General features: G+C 69.1%; 19 protein-coding genes, 1 tRNA gene and 1 pseudogene. 10 read left to right on the plus strand and 11 right to left on the minus strand.

Annotation, left to right across the window (positions count from 1 at the left end):
• From I55_RS36780 to I55_RS03340, 3 genes and pseudogenes are all read left to right on the plus strand, one after another.
• Nucleotides 1–1,452 (plus strand): annotated as a pseudogene (locus I55_RS36780) (hypothetical protein); the annotation flags it as partial.
• Nucleotides 1,453–1,569: 117 nt separating this feature from the next.
• Nucleotides 1,570–2,076, plus strand: a complete 507-nt coding sequence (locus tag I55_RS03335) for a DUF1993 family protein (RefSeq protein ID WP_044559089.1) — start codon at nucleotides 1,570–1,572, stop codon at nucleotides 2,074–2,076.
• Nucleotides 2,077–2,208: 132 nt separating this feature from the next.
• Nucleotides 2,209–2,811: a glutathione S-transferase family protein gene (locus I55_RS03340; protein WP_044559090.1), complete on the plus strand. Its 603-nt coding sequence runs from the start codon at nucleotides 2,209–2,211 to the stop codon at nucleotides 2,809–2,811.
• Between the two features lie 42 nt (nucleotides 2,812–2,853).
• Here the strand turns inward: I55_RS03340 and I55_RS03345 are convergent, their stop codons facing one another.
• The 5 genes from I55_RS03345 to I55_RS03365 form a co-directional block, all read right to left on the minus strand.
• On the minus strand, nucleotides 2,854–3,270 hold the full coding sequence (locus I55_RS03345) for a type II toxin-antitoxin system VapC family toxin (RefSeq protein ID WP_199902442.1): 417 nt from the start codon (nucleotides 3,268–3,270) through the stop codon (nucleotides 2,854–2,856).
• A 14-nt stretch (nucleotides 3,271–3,284) separates the two neighbouring features.
• Nucleotides 3,285–3,572, minus strand: a complete 288-nt coding sequence (locus tag I55_RS03350; protein WP_044559092.1) for a type II toxin-antitoxin system prevent-host-death family antitoxin — start codon at nucleotides 3,570–3,572, stop codon at nucleotides 3,285–3,287.
• Nucleotides 3,573–3,634: 62 nt separating this feature from the next.
• On the minus strand, nucleotides 3,635–4,924 hold the full coding sequence (locus I55_RS03355) for an amidohydrolase family protein (protein WP_044559093.1): 1,290 nt from the start codon (nucleotides 4,922–4,924) through the stop codon (nucleotides 3,635–3,637).
• A 4-nt stretch (nucleotides 4,925–4,928) separates the two neighbouring features.
• Nucleotides 4,929–6,041, minus strand: coding sequence for an isoaspartyl peptidase/L-asparaginase family protein (locus I55_RS03360; protein ID WP_049973789.1), 1,113 nt, complete (start codon nucleotides 6,039–6,041; stop codon nucleotides 4,929–4,931).
• A 91-nt stretch (nucleotides 6,042–6,132) separates the two neighbouring features.
• Nucleotides 6,133–6,582, minus strand: a complete 450-nt coding sequence (locus I55_RS03365; protein WP_044559094.1) for a phenylacetaldoxime dehydratase family protein — start codon at nucleotides 6,580–6,582, stop codon at nucleotides 6,133–6,135.
• 52 nt (nucleotides 6,583–6,634) lie between these two features.
• On the opposite strand from I55_RS03365, the gene I55_RS38930 reads away from it, so the two are divergent.
• The 3 genes from I55_RS38930 to I55_RS35315 are packed head-to-tail and all read left to right on the plus strand — an operon-like array spanning nucleotide 6,635 to nucleotide 8,665.
• Nucleotides 6,635–7,228: a TetR/AcrR family transcriptional regulator gene (locus I55_RS38930; protein WP_044559095.1), complete on the plus strand. Its 594-nt coding sequence runs from the start codon at nucleotides 6,635–6,637 to the stop codon at nucleotides 7,226–7,228.
• 34 nt (nucleotides 7,229–7,262) lie between these two features.
• Nucleotides 7,263–7,838 carry a hypothetical protein gene (locus I55_RS35690; protein WP_049973790.1) on the plus strand — a complete coding sequence of 192 codons (576 nt, stop codon included), beginning with the start codon at nucleotides 7,263–7,265 and terminating at the stop codon, nucleotides 7,836–7,838.
• Entirely contained in the window at nucleotides 7,835–8,665 is an 831-nt protein-coding gene (locus I55_RS35315; protein WP_049973791.1) for an MFS transporter, read from the plus strand. The genes I55_RS35690 and I55_RS35315 overlap by 4 nt, the downstream gene beginning before the upstream one ends.
• Here the strand turns inward: I55_RS35315 and I55_RS03380 are convergent.
• Nucleotides 8,635–9,303, minus strand: a complete 669-nt coding sequence (locus I55_RS03380) for a hypothetical protein (protein ID WP_159107100.1) — start codon at nucleotides 9,301–9,303, stop codon at nucleotides 8,635–8,637. The two genes, I55_RS35315 and I55_RS03380, sit on opposite strands and share 31 nt — an antisense overlap.
• A 183-nt stretch (nucleotides 9,304–9,486) precedes the next feature.
• Here I55_RS03380 and I55_RS03385 point away from each other — a divergent pair.
• Nucleotides 9,487–9,561: transfer RNA gene (locus I55_RS03385), tRNA-Met, on the plus strand.
• Between the two features lie 105 nt (nucleotides 9,562–9,666).
• Here the strand turns inward: I55_RS03385 and I55_RS32695 are convergent.
• The 5 genes from I55_RS32695 to I55_RS03410 all read right to left on the minus strand — a co-directional run bounded on the left by I55_RS32695 (nucleotide 9,667) and on the right by I55_RS03410 (nucleotide 13,925).
• A complete protein-coding gene (locus tag I55_RS32695; protein ID WP_049973792.1) occupies nucleotides 9,667–10,203 on the minus strand; it encodes an META domain-containing protein in 537 nt (178 codons plus the stop codon).
• 142 nt (nucleotides 10,204–10,345) lie between these two features.
• Entirely contained in the window at nucleotides 10,346–11,374 is a 1,029-nt protein-coding gene (locus I55_RS03395; RefSeq protein ID WP_049973793.1) for a S9 family peptidase, read from the minus strand.
• Between the two features lie 52 nt (nucleotides 11,375–11,426).
• Nucleotides 11,427–12,302 carry an SAM-dependent methyltransferase gene (locus tag I55_RS03400; protein WP_044559097.1) on the minus strand — a complete coding sequence of 292 codons (876 nt, stop codon included), beginning with the start codon at nucleotides 12,300–12,302 and terminating at the stop codon, nucleotides 11,427–11,429.
• Nucleotides 12,303–12,371: 69 nt separating this feature from the next.
• Nucleotides 12,372–13,508 (minus strand): tRNA 2-thiouridine(34) synthase MnmA, encoded by a 1,137-nt coding sequence (gene mnmA / locus I55_RS03405; RefSeq protein ID WP_044559098.1) that lies wholly within the window; start codon nucleotides 13,506–13,508, stop codon nucleotides 12,372–12,374.
• Nucleotides 13,509–13,610: 102 nt separating this feature from the next.
• Complete coding sequence (locus tag I55_RS03410; protein ID WP_044559099.1) at nucleotides 13,611–13,925, minus strand: ferredoxin family 2Fe-2S iron-sulfur cluster binding protein; 315 nt, start codon at nucleotides 13,923–13,925, stop codon at nucleotides 13,611–13,613.
• A gap of 265 nt (nucleotides 13,926–14,190) precedes the next feature.
• On the opposite strand from I55_RS03410, the gene I55_RS03415 reads away from it, so the two are divergent.
• The 3 genes from I55_RS03415 to I55_RS03425 all read left to right on the plus strand — a co-directional run bounded on the left by I55_RS03415 (nucleotide 14,191) and on the right by I55_RS03425 (nucleotide 17,687).
• Complete coding sequence (locus tag I55_RS03415; RefSeq protein ID WP_148293554.1) at nucleotides 14,191–14,844, plus strand: hypothetical protein; 654 nt, start codon at nucleotides 14,191–14,193, stop codon at nucleotides 14,842–14,844.
• 110 nt (nucleotides 14,845–14,954) lie between these two features.
• Nucleotides 14,955–15,572 carry a TetR/AcrR family transcriptional regulator gene (locus I55_RS03420; RefSeq protein WP_044559101.1) on the plus strand — a complete coding sequence of 206 codons (618 nt, stop codon included), beginning with the start codon at nucleotides 14,955–14,957 and terminating at the stop codon, nucleotides 15,570–15,572.
• Between the two features lie 120 nt (nucleotides 15,573–15,692).
• Nucleotides 15,693–17,687, plus strand: a complete 1,995-nt coding sequence (locus I55_RS03425) for a CocE/NonD family hydrolase (RefSeq protein WP_252180996.1) — start codon at nucleotides 15,693–15,695, stop codon at nucleotides 17,685–17,687.
• The last annotated feature ends 100 nt before the right edge of the window (nucleotides 17,688–17,787 follow it).

The raw sequence follows: 17,787 nt of genomic DNA on the forward strand, positions 1-17,787 counted from the left end.
GCCACCGACCTGGGCGTCAAGGGCGTGGACGCCACCTACGGCACGGCCCTGATGAACTTCACCAAGCGTTTCGCGCCACTGGGCACCCTGTCCGTCGTGCAGGCCAATGGCAAATCCCTGCCGGTCAGCGGCCTGACCGGCACCTTGATATCCGGTGGCGCCCTGGGCGCGCTGAGCGCGATCAGCACCCGGCTGACGTCCTACACCGCCTTCGACGGATACCAGCGCAACTTCACCGTCAACCTCAGCGGCCTGATCGCCAAGCAGCCGGTCTCCGCCACTTCCATCACGGCGGCCTTGCCAGCCCCCACCGTCATCAGCAGCAGCGCCAAGCTGGCCGACGGCGGCACACTGACGCTGGCCTACACCGATGGCCCCGGCACCGATGGCCCCGGCACCGACGGACCCGGCATGGGCCTGGGCGCCCCCGAGGCCCTGGGGCCCGGTACGCGACGGATGGGATACGCCGGCCATGACGGTTGGGCGCTGGGCTACAGCCGGGGGGACCTGACGCTGACCGCCGGCCAGGGCTTTTCCGGTACCGCCGCCTTCGCCCAGGCGTTGTGGGGCGATGGCGCGGCCGGGGCGATGACGGGGGGCACCCTGGGCATCTCCAACGCCCTGACCGGCCTGGCCCAGGGCGGCGGGTTCGCGGCCGTGGGCATGGATCTAGACGGATGGGTGGGCCGGACGCTGGGCGGCGCCCGGCTGGCGCTCAGCTGGTCCGGCGCACCGGGGGCGGACACCCCATCCCGCCGGGAACTGGCCGGTGGCGACTGGTCACCCTGGCGCGGCCCGGTGCTGACGGGTGCCGGCTGGAATCGCCGGGCCGACGCCCTCACCGCCGGCCTGAACTGGACCCTGGCGCCGGGGTGGAGCACCAGCCTGACGGCCGGCCTGCTGGATGAGCGCGACGGCCTGCTGGGCAGCCGCTATCGCGGCGGCGGGCCGCTGGCCCTGGGCGGCCACAACGACAGCCTGTCCCTGGGCCTGGCCACCACCATCCCCCTCTGGGACGGCGGCGGCCTGATGCTGGACGCCAGCCTGGCCCGCACCGGCGCGTCGGACAGCGGTCACGGCATCGTCGCGGGCATCACACCGCTGCTGGCCCGGTCCTACGGCGTGGCCCTGGCCCAGCGTGACGCGGTGACGCGAGGGGACGACCTGATGGTCCTCTGGCGCCGCCCCCTGCGTGTCGTCGCCGGAGCTGCCACGCTGCTGGTGACCAGCGTGGACGACCAGGGCTATGCCATGACCGCGCCCACGCGCGTGTCCTTGCGTCCGGACGGCGCGGAGACGGACCTGGCGCTGACCTACGCCGCCCCGTTGGCCACCGGCCGCTGGGGCCAGGTCCTGAGCCTGAACGGCAGCCTGGAATACCGCCGGGACGCCGGCAACATCCAAGGCGTGACCGACCGGGTGGCGCGCGTCGGCCTCAACCTTCGCTTTTGAAACCAGTTCCCGGCATCGGCCCTGTAAAATTCAAGCGCACGGGTGACCGCGCGCACATCGCGCCCCCTGGGCGCCCGTATCTTGGCCGCCATTCCAACCCTATCGGAGAGCACCCCGATGTCGATTTCCATGTATCAGGCGTCCGTGCCCGTGTTCCTGCGCCTTCTGGGCAACCTGTCCGCCATCCTGGACAAGGCCCTGGCCCATGCCGAGGCCAAGAAGATCGACCCGTCGGTGCTGGTGAACGCCCGCCTGGCGCCGGACATGCACCCGCTGGCCCGCCAGATCCAGATCGCCACCGACGCCGCCAAGGGCGCGGCCGCCCGCCTGGCCGGCATCGAGGTGCCCAGCTTCGCCGATACCGAGACCACCTTCGCCGAACTGCAAGCCCGCATCGCCAAGACGGTGGATTTCCTGAAGGGCGTGACACCGGACCAGATCGACGGCAGTGAGGAACGCACCATCACCCTGACAATCCGGGGTTCGGACGTTCACTTCCCCGGCCAAGCCTTCCTGCTGTTCTTCGCCACCCCGAACTTTTTTTTCCATGTCACCACCGCCTACGACATCCTGCGCCACAACGGCGTGGAACTGGGCAAGATGGATTTCCTGGGCCGTCCGTAACCGGCACTCCGGTCTTATGCTAACGGAAGGCGGCGTCCCTTGGGGCGTCGCCTTTTTTTGCACGCCTACTGTCATGTTTTGTCAGTAGTGGGCCGTAAAGTCACTCCCGACACCAACGCCGGGAGGCATCACATGCTCACCTTCTTCCATTGCCCCAGCACCCGTTCGTCCAGCATCCACTACCTGCTGGAGGAACTGGGCGTGCCTTATGAGACCGAGATCGTCGACATCCGGGCACAGGGCGGCGTGCCCGAAAGCTATCGCGCCATCCAGCCGCACAAGAAAGTGCCGGCCATCCGCCACAACGGCATCGTGGTCACCGAGCGGGCGGCCATCACCATCTACCTGGCCGACGCCTTCCCCGAGGCGGGCCTGGCACCGGCATTGGACGACCCGCGCCGTGGCCCCTACCTGACCAGCCTGGTCTATAACGATGCCGTGATCGACCCCGGCCTGGTGGCGCACATGAACAAATGGCCCTTCGACGGCCGGGGTGCCGCCTTCGGCACCTTCGAGGACATGGTGGCTCATCTGGAGCGCGTCCTGGGCGCCCAGGACTACGCCGCCGGCGACCGCTTCACCGCCGCCGACACCCAGTGGGGCGTCATGATGTACTGGGCGCTGGACGTCATGGGCCTGTTCAAGGACAAGCCCGTCTTCCGGGCCTACCTGGACCGCCTGGCCCAGCGCCCAGCCTTCCAGCGCTTCGCCCAGGCCATGGCGGCGGCGGCGTAAGCCATCCGGCGACGGCGGATTGATGGAGGGCCCCACCCTCCATCAGATCTCCCACGGGTTCAGGACGACAGCACCACTGTGCTTCACATCCTGGACGTTCCGCGTAACGAGCGTCAGCCCTTGCTCCAGGGCGGTGGCGGCAAGCAGCGTATCGATGACGGGGGACGGATGGCGGGTCAGACGCCGGATCGTTCCGGTCACGATGCCCCATCGCCGTACAACCGCGTCACTGACCGGCAGGATACGGCCCTGGAATCGATGGGCGAGGCCATCACGGATAATGCCGATGTGCACACGCCGCGGGTCGTCTTCGGGCAGGTTATGGATGCCCTTTTCATATTCACCGAGCGTCAGGACGCTGAGGAAAAGCGCATCCTCATCCACTGAAGCCGCCCACCCCTTCACCGAAGGCGCCCCTTTTGGATTGATCAGCGCGGCCACGACGTTGGTGTCCAGCAACCATCCTTTCGCCGTCAAAGATCAACATCCCGACCAAGGTCGCGATCCCGGACCGGTTCCAGATCATCACCGCCGTACAGACTTTCCAAAAACTGGACCAGCGGCTGGCGAGGCGGCGGCTGGGGCAAGAGGTCGGTCAAGTCCTCCGCCGCGATCACCACGACCGGATTTCGCCCCCGCGTCGTAACGGTTTGTGGCCCTTCCGTTCGCGCGCGACGGACCACTTCGCTGAAACGCGCTTTCGCGTCTTCCAGCTTCCAGGTGGCCCCAGGGGCGCTAACGATCTTGGCTTTGCGGGTCATGTCAGCACCATCTGACTAGCTGACCAGATTGTATCGGAAAACCTCCGCCCGCACCACTCTGTTCACGGCTTGCGATACACCGTGCCGCCCTTCATGACGAAGACGACGTTGGCCACGGCGTCGATGTCCTGGGTGGGATCGCCGGTGACGGCCACCAGGTCGGCCAGCAAGCCAGCATGGACGCGCCCCAGGCGGTCGGCCTGGCCCAGGATGCGGGCGTTGGTGGATGTCGCCGCCGTCAGCGCCTGGGCGGGGGTCATGCCGTAGCGCACCATCCACACCAGTTCGCGCGCGTTCTCGCCATGGGTAAAGACGCCCACATCGCTGCCGCAGCCGATGCTGACACCCGCCTTCAGCGCCCGGCGGAAGGCGGCCTCCGCCGCCTGCATGGCGGGGGTGGGCGGCGTCTGGCCGGGGACGTAGCCTTTGAAGTAGCGGCTGGTGGCCTCCGGCGCCGTCAGGGTGGGCAGGTAGGCGACGCCGCGCTTGGCCATTTCCTGGAAGGTGGCGTCACTGCCGCCATAGCCGTGCTCAATGGTGTCGACGCCGGCCAGCACCGCCCGGCGCATGCCCTCGTCCGAGGCGGCGTGCGCCGACACCGGCCGGCCAGTGTCGTGGGCGGCGGCGATCAGGGCCACCATCTCCGCCTGGCTGAAGGTGGGGCGGGTGCCGCCGTCGGGGCCGGTGCGGTAGTCGGCATAGAACTTGATCCAGTCGGCCCCGCGCGCCGCCTGGGTGCGGGCGGCGGTGGCCACCCCGGCCTCCCCGCTGGCCTCCTCCGCGCCTTGCGGCAGGTCCATGTCCTCGCGGAACTTGGCGACCGAGGGGCCATAGGCGCCGCTGGCCACGATGGCGCGGGTGGCGATGAACAGGCGGGGACCGGGAATCAGGCCGTCCTCAATGGCCTTCTTCAGGCCGACGTCGGCATAGCCCGCCCCCTCCGTGCCCAGGTCGCGCAGGGTGGTGAAGCCGGCCATCAGCGTGGCCGTCGCCTGGCGGCCCGCCCGCAGGGTGCGATAAGCTAGGCTTTCGCGCAGCACCTGGTCGTCCCACGGCGCCTCGTTATAGGGGTGCAGAAACAGGTGGGAGTGCAGGTCGATCAGGCCGGGCAGCAGCGTGGCGCCCGGCAAATCCAGCACCGCCACACTGGCCGGCGCGCTCAGCGACGCCTCAGGGCCCACCGCTTGGATGCGGTCGCCCTTGATCAGGACAGCCCAACCGGCGTGGGGCGCCGTCTCCTCCGCCGTCCACACCCGTGCCGGGCGGATCAGCAGCAGGGCATCGTCCGCCCGTGCCGCCAGCGGCAGCAAGGACAGGACCGTGGCCAGGCAGGCCGCGAGCAACCGGCGCATGAGATCAGGGCTCGTTCTTCGGGTGGGCCTTGGCGGTGCCCTCGTCCTTGAAGATGCCGAATTCCGGCGTCCCGCCCTGCTTCACGCGGATGCGATACATGCCGCTGGTGTTGAAGCCCCAGGCCAGGGTGCCGTCGGGGGCGGCGGCGATGACACCGCCGTCGCCGCCCAGGGCCGTCAGCCGATGCTGGATGACCTCATCCACCGCCGCCTGCAGGCCCATGCGCCGGTACTGTACCAGGGCGCAGATCTCCCGCGCCACCGTCAGGCGGATGAAGTATTCGCCGGACCCGGTGGCGGACACGGCACAGGACTGGTTCGAGGCATAGGTGCCGGCACCAATGATGGGGCTGTCGCCGATGCGGCCCGGCCGCTTGGCCGTCATGCCGCCGGTGGAGGTGGCAGCGGCGACGTTGCCCTTGGCGTCCACGGCCACGGCGCCCACCGTGCCGAAGCGGTGGGCGTCCGCCGGCTCGAAATTCCTGAGATCCAGCAAGGTGCGCTTGTCCGGCTCGGGCGGGGCGCCCGCCGGACGCGGCGGCACGGGCAGGCCCTTGTCCGTCAGTTCCTTCACCAGCGCCTGCCAGCGCCGCTCGGTGAAGAACCAGGCGGGGTCGGCCTGCTCCAGCCCCGCCTCCTTGGAAAAGGCGTCCGCCCCCTCCCCCGCCAGCATGACGTGCGGCGTCTTTTCCATGACCGCGCGGGCCAGGCTGACGGGGTGGCGGGTGTGGGTGACGGTGGCGACGGAGCCCGCCTTCAGCGTGGCGCCGTCCATGATGGCGGAATCCATCTCATTGCGGCCGGCGGCGGTGAACACGGCACCCCGGCCGGCGTTGAACAGCGGATCGTCCTCCAGCACCTTGACCGCCGCCTCCACCGCGTCCAGCGCGGTGCCGCCCGCCGTCAGCACGGCGGTGCCGGCGTCCAGCGCTGCCGTCATGCCGGCCTTGTAGGCGGCCGCCGCCTCGGGCGTCAGCTTGTCCGGGTCCACGGTGCCAGCGCCACCGTGCAGCTCAAGGGCCCAGAGGTGCGCCTTCCCGGCCGCCAGCGCCGTGCCACCCAGCAGCGCCCACCCCAACGCCATGCCCGCCAGCATCCGCGCGCCCGTCGTGCCCATGACCCCATCCTTTGCCAACGCCGTTGTTTCCGCCGCCGATCGGACGGCGATGGGCGATAGTCCCGCAAAATGGATAAGGGATAAAGGGGCGTCAGCCGGCGGCCAGACGGTCACGCGCGCTCATGAACGGGCCGGTGGGCGCACGGGCGGTGGCGAAGGCACCGAAGCCGATGGGCCGGGGCATGTTGATGTACACCGCCTCCATCCCGCCTTGGCGGCGGTAGGTTTCGTGCCAGAAGCCGGCGCCCGCGTCCTTGGCCAGGAAGTCCCGCCACCAGGTCTTGTGCGGCTCGCTGCGGGTGAAGCGTTCCAGGCTGTCCAAGTCACGCCAATATTGGCGCATCCCGATGTGCCGCAGGCCGTAGACCATCCGCTCATGCGCCAGCAGACCATCGGGGAAGTCCCGGGCGATGCGGTTCAGGCCGCGTCCCAATCGCATCAGCCCCAGCACGCCGCGCAGGCTGTTCACGTGAAAGCCCAGATAGATCACCACCAGGTCGGGATAGGCGGACAGGTCCACCGAGGCGCGGCGCGGTTGCATGAGGCCCTCTTATGAAGTTTACTCCGTAAACATGACGCCATTTAACGGGGAGATGTTTACAGTGTCAACGGGGAAGACCTCCTATCATCATGGCAACCTGCGCGACGCCCTGGTGCGGACCGCCCTGGCCCTGCTGGAGGAGAGCGGGGTGGAGGCCCTGACCCTGCGGGCGGCGGCACGGCGGGCGGGGGTTTCGGCCATGGCACCCTATCGCCACTTCGCGGACAAGGCTGCCCTGCTGGCTGCGGTGGCGGAGCAAGGCTATGCCGATCTGCGCGACCGGCTGGCCCGGGCCGATACGGCGGCGGACCCGCGCCAGGCCCTGGTGGAACAGGGGGTGGCCTATGTCCTGTTCGCCCGCGAGCGGCCCGCCCTGTTCCGTGTCATGTTCGGGGCGCCAGTCACCGGCCTGATGCCGGCGGCGCCCTCGGCGGAGGGGGCCTATGCCACCCTGGCCGCCCGGGTGGCCGGCCTGGTGCCGGCGGATCAGCGGGAAACGGCCGTGGTGGCCGCCTGGGCCCTGGTGCACGGCCTGGCCTGCCTGACGGTGGACGGCAGGCTGCACCGGGCGGGGACGGCGGAGCCGGCGCTGGAGGAACTGGCGCGGCAAGTGGCGGGCCTGTTCGCGGCGGGGCTGCCGGCCTGAGGCCCCTGAGGCCCCCTGAGACTATGGACGTCAGGTGCTGGACGGGGCGGACGGCACAGGCGATGATGCCAGCCCCATCGCCTTCCCAGCCAAGGGCAGCCCCGCCTCCATGACATCGTCATCCGCCCCGACCGCCGCCACCGGATGGACCCTGTGGCTGGATCGCCGCGTCCTGACGGTGCTGTGCCTGGGCTTCGCCAGCGGCCTGCCCTATTTCCTGCTGTTCTCCACCCTGTCGGCCTGGCTGACGGACGTGCACGTCAGCCGCACCACCATCGGCCTGTTCGCCATGGTGCGCACGCCGTTCACCTTCAAGCCCCTATGGGCGCCCCTGATCGACCGGCTGCCCCTGCCCGGCCTGACACGGCTGCTGGGCCAGCGGCGGGGCTGGGCCCTGGTGACCCAGGCGGCCTTGATGCTGACCCTCCTGGCCATGGCCTCCTCCGACCCGGCCGCGAATCTTTACTGGCTGGCCGTCGCCACCGTGGCCACCGCCTTCGCCTCCGCCAGCCAGGACATCGTGCTGGACGCCCTGCGCGTGGAGCTGCTGCCCGACGCGCTGCAGGCACCGGGCGCCGGCGCCTATCTGGGGGGTATCGCCTGGGCATGATCGTGGCGGGCGCGGGTGCCCTGTATGCCTCCACCTTCCTGCCCTGGCCGGTCGTCTACACCGTGATGGCCGGGCTGGTGGCCCTGGGCATGGTGGCCGTGCTGGCGGCACCCGAGCCGCCGCGCCCGCCAGCCCCGCCCCGCCAGCGCTTCGACGTCTGGGTGCAGGAGGCGGTGGTCGCCCCCTTCACCCGTTTCGCCACCCGGCGCGGCTGGCTGGCGATCCTGGTGTTCGTGGCCATCTACAAGCTGGGCGATGTCTACGTGAACGTCATGGCCACCAACTTCTACCTGACCGAGGGTTACACCAAGGCGGAGGTCGCGGCCGTCACCAAGATGTTGGGCATGGCCTGCGCCATCGCCGGCGCGGTCGCCGGCGGCACGGTGGCCGGGCGGCTGGGCGCGGTGCGCGGCCTGTTCCTGTGCGGCGGCTTCATGATCGTCACCAATCTGATGTACGCGGTGCTGGCCAGCCAGCCGCACAACGTCGGCCTGCTGGCCGGTGTGGTGGGGTTGGAGTTCTTCGCCGGCGGCATGAGCGCCGCGGCCTTCACCGCCTTCCTTTCCCGCCTGTGCGACGCCGGCTTCACCGCCACGCAATACGCGCTGCTGTCCAGCCTGGCGACCCTGCCGCTGGACATCCTGTCCGGGGGCACGGGCTGGCTGGCCGACCATCTCAATTCCTGGCCGCTCTATTTCGCCGTCAGCGCCGCCCTGGGCTTGCCTGGGCTTATGCTTCTGGGCTTCCTGCGGCGCAACGCCGACATTCAGCACCGCCCGGCGGAAGAAGCGACCGGTCAGGACGGGCCGCGACCGCTGCCGGCATAAGCCTTGGCCGGTCCACCGGCGGGCGGCGGCGCCTCCAGCGTCACCCCGCCCAGGTCGATCCCGACCTCTCCCTTACCGGCCAGGCGGACGGTACCGCCCACCAGGCTGAGGGTGTGGGCGACACCGGCCCCGCCCAGGTTCCTGTCCACGCCGGCCAGCAGACCACGCAGGTTGATGGGCCGGTCGGCGTAGATCACCGGGTCCAGCACCCGGGTGCGCAGCACCAGCCGGCCGCTGGCCAACGACGCCAGCGGGTCGGCCTCCACCACCGCCAGCGACGCGGTGATGGACGGCCGGTCCGGCGTCAGGGGATTGGCCAGGCTGAAATCATGCAGGACCAGGCTGGCGGGGAAACCGCGCCGCACCTCGGGCGTCGCCCGCACCACCACGCCGCTGGCGGGATCGTCGCTCAGCCGCGCCATGACGGTCTGCGCCCAACCGGGTAAATCCACCGCGAAGGGGAACGCCACCACCAGCACGGCCGCCATCAGGATGATGAACACGACCAGGCGGAACAGCAGGCGGAAGGGGGCCGTGATCAGGGACAGCATGGGAATGCGAAAGGCGCCTGGCGTGGGAAATGCGGCGTGACTGTATCGGTGGTACCATTCCCCCGCCACCCATTCGTTTTGATCCACGGGTGACCCCGTTGGCGCCCCCACTGGCGCTCAGGCACCGCCCCGAGGGGATCAGCCGCGCGACCCTCATCAGGGCTATGCTGAAAAATGGGACGTGCCCGCTGGCGAGGGCCTTGACAGCCCCTGGTCAGGTGTCCTACATGACGGCCCTCACCAACGCCGGCCCGTCCGGTGGCGGTCTATGGCAGCGTAGCTCAGTGGTAGAGCAGGGGAATCATAATCCCTTGGTCGGGGGTTCAAATCCCTCCGCTGCTACCAAATTCGGCGGTGCTAACCCCACCGACCGCTTACACGAACCCCTGGGGCGACCTGCACGGCCCCCAGGGGTTTGTTGTTTCCACCCCCTGCTTACTGGGGCCCCGCTTACTGGACCGGCACACCACCCAAGGTGTTGCCCACGGTGGCGGGTTCCGGCGGTTCGCCCCCCATCACCCGCACGAACAGCAGCTCGTCACCCTCGTTGCTGGCCAGGGTCAGGGTATCGAGGTCGCGGCCCGGATCGCGGGCGCGGGTCAGGGTGGTGGCGTTGGTCAGGACGGTCAGGTAATCCTGCTCCAGCTTGGCGCGTTCCGGCGACAGGCAGGCCATGCGGGTGGTGGCGGCCGGCATCACCTGCAGATAGCCCCCACCCAGGGTGTAGCCGCCGCGATAGCGGTTGCAGCCGGCGCTGCCCGACAGGATGTTGGCGGCACCATCGCGGCTGAAACGGATGCTGATGGGCCCGCCGTTGCCGCCGGGAAGCAGGGGATAGGCGCCGCCGTTGCGCTGCTGCCAATGCTGCAATTCCCAGCCGGTGCCGGCCAGTTCCTCCGGCGACACATTGGACATGGGCGTGGGCATGGAACAGCCGACCAAGGCCAGGGCCGCCACCAGGCCGGCAATCGCAACGCTACGCAGCATCCTCAAGTTCCTCCCCAATTTTGGCCCGCACCGCCGGCCCCAGAGTCTCGGCAAACCCTTGTTCCACATGCCGAATGTGCGTCATCCACTATGCGCGCGGGTATCCCGGCTGGCGATACGTCCTTATGATTGATCCGTCCGGCTAGGGGGCTTCGCCGTCTGGCCTAAGCGGATCCGCGTGCCAGAACCAGGCGAAGGCCCGGGCGTATTCCGCGCCCGTTTCCGCCGTGCCGCCCCGGGTCACGGCCAGGCTGTGGTCGGCGCCCGGGATGCGGCGCAAGGTGACGTCACGGCCATCGGCCAGCAGTGTGGCCGCAGTCAGTTCCAGCGACAGCAGCGGCGTCGCCTGGTCCTCCGTCCCGCCGGCCAGGTAGACCCGGGCCTTGGACCGCCGCAGTTCCTCCGTCGCGGAAACACGCAGGAAGGAGGACCAGCGCCGATAGGGGTGGCCCCAGACGAAGGCGGTGGCATTGTCGGGATCGGCATTGATGGCGCGCACCTGCTCGGCCAGGCCGTCCAGCCCATCCCGGCCGACATGGGCCCAGCCGCCGCCCAGGTAGGCGTAGGCGATGATGTCGAACAGCTGGGTGGGGCCGCCGGCGCCAAAGGCCGCGACCTCGGTGATGGTGGGATCGTGCCCCGCCAGCAACGCCGCCATCACCGCCCCCTCGGAGTGGCCGAAGGCCAGGGTGCGGGCGGGATCCACGCCGGTCTGGCGCCGCGCGTCCGCCAGGGCCGCCTGTATCGCGCCCAGCCAGCGCTCCGCCGTGAAGTCCTGGTTGAACGCGGGGCTGCACCCTTCCGCGCCGGTGGGCTTCGCCCCCGGGGTCAGGCCGGCATGGGGCTTGTCCACTGCCAGCACCGTGAAGCGCCCGTCCTTCAGCGCGGCGCCCAGGGCGAAGAAATTGGTGCTCTTGCGCCCGGCTGTGTCGCCATCCCGGTCATGGAACAGGGGGGCGCAGCCGGATCCCTGAAGGATGATGGCCAGCGGCCGGGGCGCCGCCTTGGGCACGGACAGGTAATAGGTGACGTCGCGCCCGAAGGCGTCGGTGACGTGATGTTCCACCAGGGGCCAACCCGGCACCGGTGTGCCGCTGGCGGGGGCCTTTGCCACCGCGCCACACCCGGCCAGCCCCAACAGGACCAGGCCCGCCCACCACCAACCCCGCATCACCTATCCCCCGACACACGCCCCGTACGGCCAAGTGTATGGGGGGACGGTGTTACAATCCATGCGGCGATGGTGACGGGGCGGTAACGGTGGCGTGCACCAGCCGGCTGATACCGCCCAGGGCCAGTCCATCGGCGCGGCCGGCGAAATAGCGGGGGTTCAACTCCACCGATCCCACATCCTCAACCGGGTCGAAACCCAGGCCGCGAAGGTCGGTCGCCAGCGCGTCGGGGGTGAAGAAGGTCCGCCACGGTTCCCCCTCCGCCGCCGCGCGATCGGCCATCCCCTGGAAGGCCGCCCGCTGGCCCTCGCCCAGGGTGTCCGGCGGCAGGCTGTAGTCGAAGACGATGCCGCTGCCCAGGGCCAGGCCCGCCACCCGGCGCAGCGTGTCCAGGATGGCGTCCCGCGTGAGGTAAACGGTGACGCCCAGCCAGGCGACAAAGGCCGGCCGGTTCCAATCGAAACCGGCGCCGGTCAGGCCATCAGCCAGGGTATCGCGCTCGAAATCCACCGGCGCGTAGGCCACGCCATTGGGCGGCGTAATCTCGGCCCGCGCCAGCATGTCCCGCTTCCAGGCCTGCGTCGCCGGATGGTCAACCTCGATCACCCGCAGGCCAGGATGGGGATTGCGATAGGCGAAGGTGTCAAGGCCGGCACCCAGCACCACGTACTGGTCCACGCCGCCCGCCACGGCGGTGGCCAGCTTATCTTCGGCGAAGCGGCTGCGCGCCACCAGGCTGGCGCGCAGGAAACAGGCCGGCGGCGCGCGCAGCCGCGCCTCATCCGCCCGGATGCGCTCCTCCGCCCCAGGCCCCAGGATGGGCAGGGCCACCGGATCGGCGAACAGCACGGGCGTATCCATCACCTGATGCGCCGCCCGCAGCGCGGCGACGACAAGGGCGGTGCGGCTGGGACGGCCGGCTTCCATGGCGAGGCTCCGATCCAATGGGAATGGAGCTCAGCCTATCATGAGCGGATGACAGGGAAACGAGGGCGCTTACGCCGCGCCCACGATCCAACCGCCACCCAGCACGCGGTCGCCTTGGTAGAAGACGGCGGCCTGGCCGGGGGCCACACCGAACTGGGGCTGGTCCAATTCCACCGTGGCGCCCTGCTGGCGGTCCAGGAACAGCCGGGCGGACAGGGCGGGCTGGGCGGAGCGCAGCTTGACCGTCACTGGCAGGCCGTCGACCGGCCCGCCGCCGCCCAGCCAGTTGACCTCGCGCACCGTCACCCGGGTGCGGGCCAGGGCCGCGCGCGGGCCCACCACCACCTGGGCGCTGGCCGCGTCCACGCGCACCACGTACAGCGGGTCGGTATCGCCGCCGGGCTCCACCGCCAAGGCGGCGTTGCCGCCCAGGCCCAGGCCCTTGCGCTGGCCCACGGTGTAGTTGATCACGCCCTCATGCCGGCCCAGGACCCGGCCGTCGACATGGACGATATCGCCCGCCTCGACCGCGCCTGGGCGCAGACGGTTCACCACGGCGGCGTAACTGCCGTTGGGAACGAAGCAGATGTCCTGGCTGTCGGGCTTGTCGGCCACCGGCAGGTGATAGCGGTCGGCCAGGGCGCGGGTTTCCGTCTTGGGCATGCCGCCCAGGGGGAAACGCAGGAAATCCAGTTGCGCCTGGGTGGTGGCGAACAGGAAGTAGCTCTGGTCCTTGGACGGGTCGGCGGCGCGGTGCAGTTCCGCCCCGTGCGCGCCCTGAACCCGGCGCACATAGTGGCCGGTGGCCAGCGCCTCGGCGCCCAGGTCGCGCGCCTGGTCCAGCAGGTCGCGGAACTTGACCCGCTGGTTGCAGCGCACGCAAGGGATGGGGGTCTCACCGCGCAGATAACTGTCGGCGAAGTCCTGCATCACCGCGTCGGAGAAGCGGGATTCGTAGTCCAGGACGTAATGGGGAATGCCGATGGTCTCGGCCACGCGGCTGGCGTCGTAGATGTCCTGGCCGGCGCAGCAGGCGCCCTTGCGCCCCACGGCCATGCCGTGGTCGTACAGCTGCAGGGTGACGCCGACCACATCGTAGCCCTCCTCCTTCAGGAGGGCCGCGGTGACCGAGCTGTCCACCCCGCCGGACATGGCGACCACCACGCGGGTGTCGGCCGGCGCCTTATCGAAGCCTAGGGAATTCATGGCCCCGCATATGGGCCAAGATCGGGCAAAGCGCAAGCGCGGCCTGGCGGGCGATCCCGCAAGGCCGGGCTGTGCTTTTACTCAACGTCGAAGCCTGGCGGCTTACTTGGCGCCCGGCAGCATGACGACCAGACCGTCCAGTTCCTCGGAAATGCGGATCTGGCAGCCCAGGCGCGAGGTCTTGGTCAGGCCGAAGGCCAGGTCCAGCATATCCTCTTCATCTTCCTGCGCGTCGGGCAGCAGGTCATACCACTCCGGGGCCACGACGACGTGGCAGGTGGAGCAGGCCAGCGAGCCCTCGCAGGCGCCCTCCAGATCGACATTGTGCCGCCGCGCGACCTCCAGGATCGACAGGCCCAGCGGGGCGTCCACCTCGCGGCGGGTTCCATCGGTCTCAACGAACGTCATCTTGGGCATGGCACTGGGTCGCTCTGATAAGGGTTGGCCAAGGATTAGGCGTCGTCCGGCGGCCGGTGCGGCGCCCGCCGGATCAGCCTGTCTTGGTAGAGGGCGACGGCGCGCTTGTAAAGATGGCGTCACGCATGGCGCCCGACAAAGTCCGCCACAGCTGCGGCGGCGTGGCCGCTTGTGGCGGCACACCACGAGCTGTAAGACCATTCCCCAGCTCTACCGAAGACAAAGGGCCCTCATGTTACCGTTCCGCTGGCTGGCCGCACCATTGTTGGGGCTGTTTCTGATAGCGGAGGTCGCCATCGCCGCCCCGAAGGGCAAGGCGGCACCGCCGGTGGGCGCTGGACCGCAGGGCATAAGCGACCTGGCGCCCATCCCCCTGACATCGGGCGTCAATGAACTGAAGCGATTCAGCCCCGATGGCCGCAGCGCCATCATCATCCGCGCCTGGCGCGACAACGGCAACGCCTGGGGTCACAGCACCTATATGGTGATGATGAAGCCGTCGGAGATGGGCAGCGGCCTTCGCGGCGGCTGGAACCTGGTATCGGTGGAGGCGGAAACGCCGCCGGGGGTGGCGGAGATCGTGCGCGACAGTCCGCACACCGGCGAGGATGCCTTGCGCTCCGTCGTCTTCGCCCACGGTAGGGTGGATGGCAAGCCCCAGACCCTGCTGCTGATCGCCACCCGTACCATGAAGGATGCGGTGACCGATCCGGCGCCCACCACCATCGCGGTCTACCAACTGGTCACCAACGCCCAAGACGACGATCCGGTGGGCGACACGATCGACGCCTTCCACCGCATCCGCAGCTGGCAGACGAAAAAGCCCTATTGCAGCAGCGACACCGCGCTCGCGATGGAACTGGGCATTCCCCGTCCCAGCGAAAGCGAAGCGCCAAACGGCCCGGATGGCTGCCCCTGAGGAGCGAATTACCTTAACAACTCATTGATAAGACTTGTATTTATCATTTCTAATTTTGTCCTGCACTATGCAGTGTACATAATGCATTAGTGAGTGCATATAATGTTCCCATGCCACCACCATCCGCCCATGCCCTGTTTCTGAGCCAGGAGGCCATCCTGGATGCCGCCCGTACGCTGTTCCTGGGGCGAGGGTATGAGGGTGTCAGCATGGACGATCTGGCGGCCCTGGCCGGGGTGGCGCGGCGGACGCTATACAACCAGTTCGGTGGCAAGGAGCGGATCTTCCGGGCCATGCTGGCACGGCAATGGGCGGTGCTGGCGGCGGGTCAGGACGACGGCGGCGTGCCCCTGCCCACGCGGGAAGACCCGGCCCTGCCCTTGCGCGCCCTGGCCCGCACGCTGGCGAGCCGCCTGGCGAAGGGCGACCAGGTGGCCCTGGTCCGCATGGTCATCGCCGAATCCCGCCGCCAGCCGGAAATCGCCGAGGATTACGCCCGCCTGGGCCGCCAGCCCCTGCTGGCGCGGGTACGCGACTGCCTGACGCACCTGGCGATGGCCGGCCTTATCACCTGCCCCGACGCGGATCTGGCGGCACAGCAGTTCCTGGGCCTGCTGGCGGAGCCGCTGCACTGGCCCCGGGTACTGGCCAGCGGCGGCGGCCAGGCCGATCCGGCCCGGGTGGCGGATGAGGCCGTTGCCCTGTTCTGGGCCCGCCATGGCCGCTGAACGCGCGGGTGCCCAGGCCTATCCCAGTCCGCGCTTTGACCCGGATCCGTAATGGCTTAGCTTGGCGGCCAAACGGATCCCGCCCCCTGGGTGCGGGATCATCCAGGAATGGGGTGTGGCATGGATCGTGGGATGGGAAGGCGCGCCGTCGCGGCGCTGGGCTTGGCGTTGACACTGACGGGATCGATGGCGGCGCCGGTGGCCCTGGCGCAGGGGGCGGCCCAGCAGGGCCAGGAAAAGCCGTTCAGCGTGGCGGAGCATTACACCAAGTACGAATACCGCATCGCCATGCGCGATGGGGTGGAGCTGTTCACGGTCGTCTACGTGCCCAAGGACCAGTCCCGGACCTATCCATTCCTGATGGTGCGAACGCCCTATGGCGCCGGCGCCCGGGTGGGGAAGGAGTTGTGGTACGGCAGCGAGGCGTATCCCAAGCAACTGGGCCCGTCGCCGGACTTCGACCACGCCGGCTACATCTTCGTCTTCCAGGACGTGCGCGGCCGCTACATGTCCGGCGCCAGCTGGATGGAGATGCGGCCGCACATCGACCAGAAGAAGTCCAGGACCGACACAGATGACAGCAGCGACATGCACGACAGCGTCGACTGGCTGCTGAAGAACGTGCCGGGCAACAACGGCAAGGTCGGAATCTGGGGCATCAGCTATCCAGGCTTCTTCACCTCGGCCAGCATCATCGACAGCCATCCGGCCATCAAGGCGGCCTCCCCCCAGGCGCCGGTGACGGACCTGTACATGGGGGATGACGCCTACCACGGCGGCGCCTACATGCTGGCGGCAAACTTCGCCTTCTATGCCGCCTTCAAGCCGCAGAAGAACCCGACGACGGAGCCGCGTGGGTGGTCCGACTATGATTTCGGCACCACCGACGGCTATGACTTCTACCTGAAGAAGGGCAACCTGGCGGATATCAGCGCCCTGTTCAGCAAGGAGGATGGGATCAACTGGCGCGAGATGGTGGACCACCCCACCTATGACGACTATTGGAAGCCGCGCGCCATCGCCCCGCACCTGAAGAACATCAAGGCCGCCGTGCTGACCGTGGGCGGCTGGTTCGACGCGGAGGACCTGCACGGCCCCTTCACCACCTACAACGCCATCGAGAAGCAGAACCCCGGCACGCCCAACAACCTGGTGGTGGGGCCCTGGGTGCACGGCGGCTGGGCCCGGTCCTATGGCCGCAAGCTGGGGGCCGTCGACTTCGCATCCGACACCGGCGACTATTACCGCAAGAACATCCTATTCCCCTTCTTCGAACAGCACCTGAAGGGCGCGCCCGACGCCAAGCTGGCCAAGGCGACGGTGTTCGAGACCGGCACCAACGTCTGGCGGCAGTACACCGCCTGGCCGCCCAAGCAGGCGCAGACCCGTACGCTGTACCTGCAGCCGGGCGGAACCCTGGGCTGGACCGCGCCGACCCAAAGCCCGGGCGCCAAGTTCGATGAATATGTCAGCGACCCGGCCCACCCGGTGCCCTACGTCGGCTATGTCACCACCGACGTGCCCAAGGAGTACATGGTGGCGGACCAGCGCTTCGCCACCACCCGGCCCGACGTCCTGGTCTATCAGACCGCCCCGCTGGAGAGCGACGTCACCATCGTCGGCCCCGTGTCCCCCAAGCTGTTCGTCTCCACCTCCGGCACAGACAGCGACTGGGTGGTGAAGCTGATCGACGTCTATCCGCAGGAACTGCCGCCATCACCATCCGGCGGGGGCGAGGGCGCGCCCGACCCCAAGGGCGACGTGCCGCCGCCGTCGGTGGACATGGGCGGGTACCAGCAACTGGTGCGCGGCGACCCGCTGCGGGCCAAGTTCCGCAACAGCTTCGAAAAGCCGGAACCCATGGTGCCAGACCAGGTGACGCCCATCCGCTACGCGCTGGCCGACATCAACCACACCTTCCGCCGCGGCCACCGCATCATGGTGCAGATCCAGAGCAGCTGGTTCCCCCTGGCCGACCGCAACCCGCAGACCTTCGTCGACATCCCCAACGCCAAGCCGGGGGACTTCAAGGCGGCTCGGCAGCGGGTTTACCACAGCCCCGACTACCCCTCCGCGTTGGAGGTGCGGGTCATGCCCGGCCCGGGCGCGCCCTGACGGGACGGTTCCCTGACGGGACGGCTCCCCGAAAGGACGCCTCAAGGCGCTGGTGGGTAGCCTCGCAGGTCATCCACCAGTGGCACGATGGCCAGCAGCA

Source organism: Azospirillum sp. B4 (assembly GCF_000333275.1).
Taxonomy (GTDB): domain Bacteria; phylum Pseudomonadota; class Alphaproteobacteria; order Azospirillales; family Azospirillaceae; genus Nitrospirillum.